This is a genomic window from Ralstonia sp. SA306 (assembly GCF_054792405.1).
In genome coordinates, this window is record NZ_CP096452.1 from 957,490 (window position 1) to 968,499 (window position 11,010).

Annotated in this window: 9 protein-coding genes; 6 read left to right on the top strand and 3 right to left on the bottom strand. The window is 62.1% G+C overall.

The annotated features are described in order from the left end of the window. Positions 1-8 precede the first annotated feature (8 nt). From M1D44_RS20895 to M1D44_RS20920, 6 genes are all read left to right on the top strand, one after another. On the top strand, positions 9-2,300 hold the full coding sequence (locus M1D44_RS20895) for a heavy metal translocating P-type ATPase (protein WP_112187876.1): 2,292 nt from the start codon (positions 9-11) through the stop codon (positions 2,298-2,300). 5 nt (positions 2,301-2,305) lie between these two features. Next, positions 2,306-2,950 carry a hypothetical protein gene (locus M1D44_RS20900; protein WP_316852334.1) on the top strand — a complete coding sequence of 215 codons (645 nt, stop codon included), beginning with the start codon at positions 2,306-2,308 and terminating at the stop codon, positions 2,948-2,950. 325 nt (positions 2,951-3,275) lie between these two features. Further along, positions 3,276-3,566, top strand: coding sequence for a hypothetical protein (locus M1D44_RS20905; RefSeq protein ID WP_316852691.1), 291 nt, complete (start codon positions 3,276-3,278; stop codon positions 3,564-3,566). Between the two features lie 14 nt (positions 3,567-3,580). Next, positions 3,581-4,285 carry an ABC transporter ATP-binding protein gene (locus M1D44_RS20910; protein WP_112187879.1) on the top strand — a complete coding sequence of 235 codons (705 nt, stop codon included), beginning with the start codon at positions 3,581-3,583 and terminating at the stop codon, positions 4,283-4,285. After that, complete coding sequence (locus M1D44_RS20915) at positions 4,279-6,648, top strand: ABC transporter permease (protein ID WP_316852335.1); 2,370 nt, start codon at positions 4,279-4,281, stop codon at positions 6,646-6,648. The genes M1D44_RS20910 and M1D44_RS20915 overlap by 7 nt, the downstream gene beginning before the upstream one ends. Then, entirely contained in the window at positions 6,645-7,814 is a 1,170-nt protein-coding gene (locus tag M1D44_RS20920) for an efflux RND transporter periplasmic adaptor subunit (protein WP_316852336.1), read from the top strand. The genes M1D44_RS20915 and M1D44_RS20920 overlap by 4 nt, the downstream gene beginning before the upstream one ends. A gap of 613 nt (positions 7,815-8,427) precedes the next feature. On the opposite strand, the gene bluB is transcribed toward M1D44_RS20920, so the two are convergent. The 3 genes from bluB to cobO are packed head-to-tail and all read right to left on the bottom strand — an operon-like array spanning position 8,428 to position 10,988. Beyond that, the gene (gene bluB / locus M1D44_RS20925; RefSeq protein ID WP_316852337.1) at positions 8,428-9,075 is read right to left on the bottom strand and encodes a 5,6-dimethylbenzimidazole synthase; all 648 of its coding nucleotides are present in this window, start codon (positions 9,073-9,075) and stop codon (positions 8,428-8,430) included. After that, positions 9,072-10,376, bottom strand: a complete 1,305-nt coding sequence (locus M1D44_RS20930; protein WP_316852338.1) for a cobyrinate a,c-diamide synthase — start codon at positions 10,374-10,376, stop codon at positions 9,072-9,074. Before M1D44_RS20930 ends, bluB begins: the two co-directional genes overlap by 4 nt. A gap of 9 nt (positions 10,377-10,385) precedes the next feature. After that, entirely contained in the window at positions 10,386-10,988 is a 603-nt protein-coding gene (gene cobO, locus M1D44_RS20935) for a cob(I)yrinic acid a,c-diamide adenosyltransferase (RefSeq protein WP_024978873.1), read from the bottom strand. Positions 10,989-11,010: the final 22 nt, after the last annotated feature.

Sequence of the window (11,010 nt, forward strand, 5' to 3'; positions counted from 1 at the left end):
CCTCAGCGATGCACTCCGCGCGCTTGCTTGCCAACGTTGCATTGCTTGCTTTGTCGGTGCTGACCTTGGCGGCAGGGTTATGGGCGCGGTACCTCGGTGCCGATGTGCTCGCGCGGCAACTCTGGCTGATTGGCGTCGTGCCGAACTGGGTGGCCCTGGTCGTCACGATTGTTCAGTCACTGATGCGACGCCAGGCCGGGGTGGATGTTCTGGCGGTGACGTCGATTACCTTTGCGCTCTTGTCGGGCGAGGTGCTGGTCGCCTCGGTCATTGCGTTGATGCTCGCGACCGGGCGCGCGTTGGAAGACTTTGCCCAAGCGCGTGCGCAGCGCGAGATGACTGCGCTGCTTGGCCATGCACCCAAGCGGGCCAATCGCTTCGACGACGGGCAGTGGCATCAGGTCAGCCTGGAGAAGGTTCAAGCGGGTGACCGGTTGCTGGTGCGGCACGGCGAAGTCGTGCCGGTGGACGGCACCTTGTCCGAGCCTGCCGATCTGGATGAATCCACGTTGACAGGAGAATCCCTCACCCGCCATCGCCAGGCGGCAGATGCCATTTGCAGCGGCGTGCTGAATGTGGGCGCCGCTTTCGAAATGATCGCCAGTGCGTCTGCCGAAAAGAGCACGTTTGCGGGCGTTGTCCGGCTGGTCAGTGCAGCGCAGGCAGAACGTAGCCCCTCCGTAAGGTTGGCTGACCGGTACGCCTTTGCCTTTGGGGGCGTCGCCGTTCTCCTGGCGGGGGCAAGCTGGATCCTTACCGGTGATTCGGCGCGTTGCCTTGCCGTGCTCGTCGTGGCCACGCCGTGCCCATTGATCCTGGCAGTGCCTGTCGCCATCGTTTCAGGGCTATCGCGTTGCGCCAAGCGAGGCGTACTGGTCAAAGGCGGCGGCGCATTGGAGCGACTGGCGTTGGCCGACACGCTGTTCTTCGACAAAACGGGCACCCTGACCAGCGGATATGCACGATTGGTCGACGTCGAATGCGCCCCGCAATACGCATCCGATGTTGTGCTGGGCTTGGCCGGTTCACTCGCACAGGCATCGAATCACGTCACGGCAGAAGCCGTCGCCAAGGCCGCGCGCGAACAGGGCGCGACGCTGAAACTTCCGAGTGCCGTTGTCGAGAGTCCGGGAGCCGGCGTTTGCGGCCGCGTTGAAGGGCATGTCGTTTCCATCGGCGCGTTGCCGTATGTCTTGGGTTCGTCTGATATGCCGCGCTGGGTGGAAGCGTTCGTCAAGCGCGTGAGCTATGCCGGTGCGTCGGCTGTCTTTGTCGGCGTGGATGGTGAACTGGTGGGCGCATTGCAGTTGATTGACCGCGTTCGCCTTGAGGCACCTCGCGCGCTGCGGCTCTTGCGTCGAGAGGGCATCACACGGCAGGCGATGTTGACCGGGGACCGGGCAGACGTTGCCGAATCCGTCGCATCCATGTTGGGGGTGACGGAGGTCTATGCGGCCCTGTCTCCGGCGGCCAAGCTTGCGGTGATCCGGGGTGCACGCGCCGACGGCAGGGTGGTCATGGTTGGCGATGGCGTCAACGATGCGCCTGCGCTCGCTGCTGCGGACATTGGCGTGGCAATGGGTGCGCGCGGCGCTGCGGCCTCTTCGGAAGCTGCAGACATTGTCTTGTTGGTGGACCGTCTGGATCGGCTCGTTGACGCGGTCAGGATAGCGCACCGCACACGCCGCGTCGCGCTGCAGAGCGTGATGATCGGCATGTCGTTATCGCTGGCCGCTATGGTTGTCGCTGCACTCGGTTATCTGGCGCCTTTGCCGGGCGCAATGCTGCAAGAGGTCATTGATGTACTGGCGATCGCCAGCGCGTTGCGAGCACTGCGGCCAACAGAAGACGAGGCAACCCGGTCACTCGTCTCTGCAGACGTCGAGCGCCTCACGGCCGAACACGCAGAGCTGGAACCCATCCTGAGCCGGATCCGCGTGGTCGCGGACTCGCTGCCCCATATGGCCGGTGGTGCGGCAAAAGCCGCGCTGCTATCGCTCAACCAGTCCTTGGCAGACGTACTGGTGCCGCATGAGCGCCGCGACGATACCCAGCTCTATCCGGACGTCGCCCGCCTGCTTGGTGGGGATGACCCGATGGCTGCCATGAGCGCCATGCATCGCGAGATATTCCGCGTGACAAACCTGTTGGGCCGGATCGTGGCGGATGTTTCCTCCGACGGCCCTGACGCCGCTGTGACACAGGAGCTGCAACGCTTGCTGTATGGGCTCGATGCCATCCTGCGGCTGCATTGCGCACAAGAAGACGAACTGTTCCATGTGCTCGGAGGAGAGGCTTGATCGTCATGACAAACCTGCTCGCATTGTTCGCGACCGTCCTGCTGCTGAATGTGATGCCGGCCTTCGCACCGCCGACGTGGATGGTGATGTCATGGATCGGCTTCTCACGGCCTGATGCCAACCCGGTGCTTCTTGCGGGCATTGCCGCTTGCGCGGCAACCCTCGGCCGTCTGGTTCTGGCGCGGCTATCCTGCTCGCTCGTACGCAATCGCTGGATGCGCGAGGCGGATCGTCAGAACATCGACGTTGTACGCGCCTGGCTCGAAGACCGCAAAGGTATGACGGTCGGGCTGATGCTCGCGTACGCCTTCAGCCCGTTCCCGTCCAATTACATCTTCATAGCCTACGGCTTGACTGGGATGCGGCTTTGGTTGATCGGGCTTCCGTTCTTCGTTGGCCGCTGGATAAGCTACCTGACCTGGACGCGCATTGCCCAGATTGGTGCCCGTTATCTGGATGTGGAAACGGAGATCGACGGCGCGTATATGGGTGTGTACTTCGTCGTGTCGCAGGTCGTGTTTCTGGCGCTCGTTTATGGGTTTGCCAAACTGGATTGGCAGTACCTTGTGCAAGCGAAGCGTCTGCGCTGGCGGCGACCGGATTCAATCGCATCGTCCGCCAAAGCCGCACGGACAAGGGCAGGGCGATGAGCAGACCCACATGCTTTGAGTCGGGAATGCGATGGGCAGCGCCTGGTTCCGGACCGGTCGTCGCGCATGTCATCGACAGTGCGCATTTGGAGTGGGATATCAACGCACTGAATACGCGGCGGATTACCGATACGTTGGCCCGTCAGCGCTGGCATCTGTACTGATTGAGGTAAGTCAACGTCTGGCGGGCAAATACAAGTAGCCTGAAAGAACCCGTGCGCTGGCCCTCTCTTCTTCGCCCGGAAAACCCTGCCCAGACATGCGGGGGCAGAGCTTGATGAGGCTGGCATGCATGACAGCCCCGTATGCTTTGCAGGAGATCGATATGTCGGCCTGGGCAATTGAACAGTACCGGGGCTGCTCTATTCATATCTTGGCGGTCGTTGGGCGGTGCGATGAATTCAAGTACGCCTACACCGGCTTTGTCTGCTCGCCCAAGTCAGCCGCGCTGGAATATCCCAAATTGGAGCGCTTCCACCACGTCTCTCCGGACTTTGATTCTGTGGATGTTGCAATTGCGGCAGGCATGCAAGTCGGAAGGGCAATCGCAGAACGCTGGACGTCGCTTTCTGGGCAGCGCCGAACATCTGAGCGGCTTATTCGCCAGCCGCCCTAGCCGACTGGTGTGTCGTGGAAACGGTGTTCAATATTCAGGCCGTCAGCAAGGTCTATCCAATGGGAAGCGTGAGCGTGCGCGCCCTGGAACACGTCGATCTGGAACTCGGCGCGGGTGAGATCGTTGTGCTGCTCGGGGCATCGGGCAGTGGCAAATCCACGTTACTCAACCTGATGGGCGGGCTGGATACACCAACAACCGGTTCCATCGTGTATCGGGACCACGATCTTTCCCACGCGGGGGAACGAGGTCTAACGCGATTCCGCCGGGAACACGTTGGATTCGTCTTTCAGTTCTACAACCTGATTCCAAGCCTGACTGCTCGCGAGAACGTCGCACTGGTGACGGACATCGCAGAGCGCCCGCTGGACCCCACTGAGGCCCTGAACCGGGTCGGGATCGGGGCGCTGGCGGATCACTTTCCCTCGCAGATGTCGGGGGGTGAGCAGCAACGTGTTGCCATCGCCCGCGCTGTCGCAAAGCGGCCAGATGTCCTCCTGTGCGACGAGCCGACAGGCGCATTGGATTTCCGGACGGGGCAACTGGTGCTAGAGGTGCTCGAACAGGTGAACCGCGAGTTCGGCACCCTGATCGTCATCGTCACGCACAACGCCGTCATCGCCGACATGGCGGATCGTGTCGTTCGCATGAGCAGCGGCACCATTGTCGAGCAACGCCGCAACGCCCAGCGTGCCCGCGTGGGGGATCTGGCATGGTGACCATGCTTGTCCGGCTACTCTGGCGAGACCTCTGGCAAATGCGGGCGCAGGTGGTGGCGGCGGTCTTGGTTGTCGGATGCGGCGTTGCCACGTTTGTGGCGATGCGCAGCACCTATCTGGCTTTGTTGAACGCCCAGCAGGACTACTACGCGTCATACCGCTTTGCCGATCTTTTCGTGCATCTGAAGCGCGCACCACTGGAGACGGCTTCGCGCATTGCTGCATTACCGGGGGTGTCACATGTGGACGCACGCGTGGTGTCAGATGTCACGGTCGACATACCCGGCCTTTCCGAGCCAGCCACGGCGCGCCTTGTTTCGATCCCGGAACTCGGCTGGCCTGCGCTGAACCTGTTGCATCTTCAAAGCGGCCGATACATTTCGCCGGGCCGCGAAGACGAGGTGCTGGTCAGCGGGGCCTTTGCAGATGCCAATGGCCTGCGCCCCGGCCAATATTTCAGCGCCATCTTGAACGGCCGCTGGAAGCGCCTGCACATTGTTGGCCTTGCAATCTCGCCGGAGTATGTCTACGAGGCAGGCGCCGGCTCCATCTTTCCCGACAACCGTCACTACGGCGTGGTGTGGATGGGAACGAATGCGGTTTCAGCAGCGTTCCGCATGGACGGCGCTTTCAATGATCTCGTGTTGTCTCTCGATGCAAGCGTGCCCGCGCCGCACCTCATGGCGCAGATTGATCGAATGTTGTTGCCGTACGGCGGACTTGGAACAATCAGCCGGGACGACCAGATATCGAATCGGTTCATTACCGACGAAATCGCACAGAATCGCGTGACTGCTACCTATGTGCCGGCCATCTTTTTTCTCGTCGCGATGTTTCTCTTGCAGAACGTCCTGACCCGGCTGATCGATACACAACGCTCGCAGATCGGCTTGATGAAGGCGTTTGGATACGGTGATCTTTCAGTAGGTTTGCATTACCTGCAGCTCGGGTGCGTCGTTGCTGCGGCAGGTACTGCTATCGGTATTGGTGGCGGATTGGCATTAGGGACGTATCTGACCGATCTCTACGCCCGGTACTATCGGCTGGCTCACCTCGAATTTCGCGCCGATCTTTCGACGATGGCCTGGGCGTTCTTCATCAGCTTCGGAACGGCACTTGGCGGTGCCATCATGAGCACTGCGAAGGCCATGAGGTTGATGCCCGTCGAGGCGCTTCGCGCAGTCGTTCCTCCGGCGTTTTCAGTGGGCTGGGTGGAGCGGGCGGGCATCTATCGGCAACTCAGCGTGGTGTGGCGAATGATTGCGCGCAATATCGCGCGCCAACCCGTCAAGTCGCTCCTTGGTTCCTTAGCCATTGCATGCGCGAGCGCGATTCTTGTCGTCGGCGGGTTCTTCTTCGATTCAATCGATTTCTTGTTCGATACGCAATTTCAGCAAATCGAGCGCCAGGAAGTGACGGTGGCCTTTTCTCAGCCGTTATCTCACCGCGCCGTCTACGCGATCGAGCGTCTGCCCGGCGTGCTGAAGGTCGAAGGGTTTCGCGATGTACCGGTCAAGCTATCCGCTGGGTATCGGTCTCGGCGCGTGTCGCTGAGCGGAATCGCTCAGAAGGCAGATCTGCACAGGCTCGTTGATGATGAGGGCAGACCGCTGCATATTCCCCCGGATGGCTTGGTGGTTTCGGCAAGACTTGCCGCCGTTCTTGGTATAAAACCCGGTGATCCGGTCACCATCGAAGTGCTTGAAGGCGAGCGTCAAACCAGACAGGTCACGTTGATGCAGCTGTCCGGCGATCTGGTAGGCGTTGCGGCCTACATGGACCAGAAAGCGCTGGCGAAACTGCTGGGGGAGAGCGGAAACTGGTCAGGGGCAAGGTTGTCCGTCGATCAGCATGCGGCTGCGCATCTGTATGCGACGCTCAAGCGGCTGCCAACGGTGAATGCGGTGGCAGTTCGCCAGTCCGTCATCGCCAGCTTCCGTAAGATCATGGACGAAAGCGTTCGTCTGTCCACGTCCATCAACTTCGCCTTTGCCTGTGTGATTGCGTTTGGTGTGGCGTTCAATGGCATGCGAATCGCTTACTCGGAGCGCGTTCAGCAGTTGGCTTCCCTGCGCGTGCTCGGGTTCACGCAGACCGAGGTCGCTTGGATTCTGCTTGGGGAGCAGTTTGTGCTCACCGCCATTGCGCTCCCAGCCGGGCTCCTGCTTGGCTATGGCGTGTGCGGGCTCCTCTCGACTCGGCTGGCAACAGATTTATACCGCCTTCCGCTCGTGGTTCATGCCGCGACCTTCGCTTACGCATTCCTTGTAGCGGGTGGGGCGGTTGTGTGTTCGGGGCTGCTGGTGGCGGGCAAGATCAGACGGCTGGATATCGTCGCAGTGCTTAAGGCCAGAGAATCATGAAGCGCGGCGCTCTGCGAAAGTCCCTTGCTCTTGCTGGTGCCGCGCTTGCGTTGGCATTGACGCTCGCTTACGCGCTCTGGCCAACGCCTGCGACAGTGGACACAGGGCGCGTCACACGTGGGCCGCTTCAAGTCACGATCGACGAAGACGGCGAAATTCGTGCGCATGATCGTTACGTCATCACGGCACCGATCACAGGCCGACTGCTTCGCGTTGAACTGCATGAAGGCGATCAGATTAAAGGCGGGCAGGTGATCGCCGCTCTGGTGCCGGTGCCGATGACGCCTGGCGAGGGGGCATCGCAACGCGCACGGGTTGATGCGGCAGAGGCAATTTTCCGAGAGGCTCAGGCGCGCGCCGCTCATGCCAGGGCGGACTACGAACAGGCTCGCCGAGACCTGGCCCGGGGCGAAACGCTTCTGAGCAGCGGTGCCATGTCAAGGCAGGAAGTGGAGCAGATGCGGACCATGTCTGCCTCCAGTGCCAGCGATCTGTCCGCAGCACGCGCGAGGGAGACGTCGGCCGCAGCCGACGTTCGTGTCGCGATGGCGAATCTGAAGGCGTTGGAAGCAGGGCAGCCTGTTGAAGTCCGGGCACCGGCCAACTCAGTGCTGCTACGCATCGAACAGCAAAGTGAGCGCGTCGTGCTCGCAGGTACGGTCCTCATGGTCTTAGCTGACCCTTCGCGCTATGAACTGGTGGTCGACGTGCTGTCGACCGATGCTGTCAAGATCAGCGCCGGCATGCGTGTATCGGTCGTGGAGTGGGGTGGCCCATTGGCGGTCAACGCCACGGTACGGACAGTCGGTCCGGGGGCGTTTACCAAGGTGTCGGCGCTGGGGGTCGAAGAGCAGCGCGTCCATGTTGTCGCGGACCTTGTGGACCCACCGGGAAGATTGAATGATGGCTACCGCGTACAAGGCCGCATCATCATCTCGGACCAGCCTGATGTGCTCAAGCTGCCGATCGGCGCGTTATTCCGCTGCGGCGACCACTGGTGCACGTTCATCGTCAAGAATGGAAAAGCTGCCCAGCGAATCATTCAGATCGGGCAGCGCAACGCGGAAGAAGCCCAGATACTCGATGGGCTTCAGGACCACGACACTGTGGTCACGTATCCCCCAACGACACTAAGTAACGGCATGAGCGTGCGCCCCCTGAAATAAGCCTCTGAACGCCCGCTGCGTACCGGGGGGATACTTGCGCGGCCCCGAAGCGACGCATCGCGTTGGATACCACCGAAGCCGAGCTCAGGCTCATCGTAAGCGTCAAGTTTCGGTGATACCCGGCCATTGGGCGGATGCTTTTGCCAGTACCGTGCCGTCGCCAGTGGCCGACGCCACGCGCAGCCGTTTCAGCATCGCAAGAGCGGGCAGGTCGGGCGGCCGCGCTTTGACGCAACGTTAATCCCCATTGATTGAGGTGCGCCCACGAGACGGGCGAAGTGGGCACGCGGCGCTTAGCTTGATATACGCAGGTACTGACTGCTGTTAAGACGGCCTATTCGTCTTTGCCGGCAGCGGTTATCGGCCACTCTTCCTATGGAAACTCCTCTTTGGATCGGCCTAGCGTGACGGCTAGCCACGCCTCACCAGCGATGTAGTCCCAGTAGCAGATCCGGTTCGCCTGGCTTCGCCCAGTGTGACCAGAGACATGCGACGAGCCGTGTCTGTGCTGGGTCCGGGCGGAATTCGAGAGCGATTTTCTCGCCCGCTTGGCCGGTTATGCGCTCAGAGAAGGCATCCCGGAGGATCAGGCCATGCGTCGATGCCGATCCCTTCAATCCGTGCTCCAGTAGTTTTCGAGCAGCATGTCGGACAGTGATTGCCGTTCTGCCCAGCCTTCCTGTTCGAGCATCGGCTTGTCATAGAAACTGTCGACATGGCCTAGACAGAGGATGGCAACGGGCCGGGCACCGGCTGGCAACTTCAGCAATCGGCCAAGCAGTTGTGGATCGAACAGCGACACCCAGCCCATGCCGATTCCTTCGGCGCGGGAAGCCAGCCACAGGTTCTGGATCGCGCAGGCGACCGAGGCGAGATCCATCTCGGGCATGGTGCGACGGCCGAAGATATGTCGCTCGCGTCCGTCCATAAGGGCGGCGATCAGAACTTCGCCGCAGTCCAGAATGCCCTCGACTTTCAGCCGCATGAACTCGTCTTCGCGCTCGCCCAGCGCGCTGGCCGTGCGTCTGCGCTCGGCATCAACCTGAGCATGCATTTGCGTTCTCAGTTGCCGGTCGGTAATGCGGATGAAGCGCCACGGCTGCATGAACCCCACACTGGGGGCGAGATGTGCAGCATGCAGCAAGCGCCGCAGCACATCGGGACCAATCGGGTCCGGCCGGAAATGCCGCATATCACGACGCTCGCGGATGACCCGATAGACTGCATCGATTTCACTGTCGCTATAACGATGTCGGTTCATGGCTTGAAGAGCGCGGCGGTGGCACTCGGGCTGGAGGGGAAGTAGCAGTGCAGATAGCTCGCCAGGATGCTGCCGTGGCGATAGATGGCCTCGCCAGGCGCTGCCCCATTGGCCCGGCGCGCATGGGTATAGGGTGCAAGCGGAGTCTGCACGCTTGAATAGTGGAAGGCATGACCACGCAGCGTCTCGCCACCGAGCTCGACCGATTGCAGGCCGAGCGCGGCAAGCCGGTTGTGCAGCGTGGCGTGGCCCGGCAGGAGCCCGAGCATCGGGCCCGTGGTGCCGGTTCGCTCAGTAAGCGCGTCAAGCAGGTAAAGCATGCCCCCGCACTCGGCAAACAGGGGCTTGCCGGCAGCGACGTGTGCGCGCAGCGTAGCCCGGGTGGCCCCGTGGGCACCGAGCGCTTTCAGGTGCAGTTCGGGGTATCCACCGGGCAGGTAGACCGCATCGGCGGCAGGTAGCGGTTCATCGGCCAGTGGCGAGAAATACGCGACTTCTGCACCCAACGCGCTGAGCAATTCCAGGTTGGCCGGGTAGAGGAACGAAAACGCCAGGTCTCGGGCCACGGCAATGCGCACGCCGGCCAGCAGTCGTGGCACTGCCACAGCCGCTGCCGGCGCAAACGCCACGGGCGGGGGCAGTTCGGCCAGCCCGGTCTCGGCAATGCGTGCTGCCGCGGTGGCTATGCGCGATTCGAGATCGTCGATCTCCTGCGCCTGCACGAGGCCGAGATGACGCTCGGGCAGCGCCATCGCCGGGTCGCGCATCACCGCACCGGCGCAGGGTAGCGATGGCGGCAGCATCTCAAGCAGCATCTCGGCATGGCGGGCGCTGGCGACACCATTGGCCACGACGCCGTGAAACGGCAGGCCGGGCCGAAACGTCGCCAAGCCGTGCGCTACCGCGGCAAACGTCTGTGCCATGCCGCTGACATCAATGATCGGGAGAACGGGCACGTTGAACACCGCCGCCAGGTCAGCGCTCGATGGCGTACCGTCGAACAGCCCCATGCTGCCCTCGATGAGGATCAGGTCTGCGCTGGCGGCGGCATCGTAGAGCCGGCGGCGGCACTCGGCTTCGCCGGTCATCCACAGGTCGAGCGAATACACCGGATTGCCAGATGCGCGTTCCAGGATGAAGGGATCAAGAAAGTCAGGCCCCGTCTTGAACACATGGACGGAGCGACCGAGGTTACGGTGATGGCGCGCGAGACCGGCCGTGAGCGTGGTCTTGCCCTGGTGAGAGGCCGGCGCCGTCAGGAACAACGCGGGACAGGAGCGGGGTGCGGTTTGCGTAGGCATGGCTCGGTTCTAGTATTCAACCCCTTGCTGTGCCTTCACACCCTGCTCGCGATAAGGGTGCTTGACCAGGCGCATCTCGGTGACGAGGTCGGCCGCCTCGATCAGGGCCTCGGGCGCGTGCCGACCGGTCACGACCACGTGCAGCGCGGGCGGGCGCGCTGCGAAGACGGCCAGCACCTCTGCCAACGGCAGATAGTCGTACTTGAGCACGATGTTCAGCTCGTCCAGGATCACCATGTCGTACTCGCCGCTTTGGATCATGCGGCACGCCTCTGCCCAGCCCTTGCGGGCGGTTGCGATATCCGCGTCGCGGTCCTGCGTGTTCCAGGTGTAGCCGTCGCCGCTCGTCAGAAAATCACAGTTGGGAAAGCCGCCCAAGAGGTCACGCTCGGCGGTATGCAGCGCGCCCTTGATGAATTGCACAACACCTAGGCGCATGCCGTGGCCGACCACGCGCAGCCCCATGCCGAAGGCGGCGCTGCTCTTGCCCTTGCCAGTGCCGGTATTGACGATCAGCAATCCCTTTTCATGCGTTGCCGCGGCCTTCTTTTTTTCGAAGCCGGCCTTTCGCCGTTCGGTCATGCGCTGGTGCGCGGTCGGGTCTGTCTGCATGGTGCGATCTTCCTTGGGTTCG

Bases quoted from the DNA above. Each gene is read 5' to 3' on its own strand.
- M1D44_RS20895 (WP_112187876.1), top strand. From the start codon at position 9: ATGCACTCCGCGCGCTTGCTTGCCAACGTTGCATTGCTTGCTTTGTCG.
- M1D44_RS20900 (WP_316852334.1), top strand. From the start codon at position 2,306: ATGACAAACCTGCTCGCATTGTTCGCGACCGTCCTGCTGCTGAATGTG.
- M1D44_RS20905 (WP_316852691.1), top strand. From the start codon at position 3,276: ATGTCGGCCTGGGCAATTGAACAGTACCGGGGCTGCTCTATTCATATC.
- M1D44_RS20915 (WP_316852335.1), top strand. From the start codon at position 4,279: ATGGTGACCATGCTTGTCCGGCTACTCTGGCGAGACCTCTGGCAAATG.
- M1D44_RS20920 (WP_316852336.1), top strand. From the start codon at position 6,645: ATGAAGCGCGGCGCTCTGCGAAAGTCCCTTGCTCTTGCTGGTGCCGCG.
- bluB (WP_316852337.1), bottom strand. From the start codon at position 9,075: ATGAACCGACATCGTTATAGCGACAGTGAAATCGATGCAGTCTATCGG.
- M1D44_RS20930 (WP_316852338.1), bottom strand. From the start codon at position 10,376: ATGCCTACGCAAACCGCACCCCGCTCCTGTCCCGCGTTGTTCCTGACG.
- cobO (WP_024978873.1), bottom strand. From the start codon at position 10,988: ATGCAGACAGACCCGACCGCGCACCAGCGCATGACCGAACGGCGAAAG.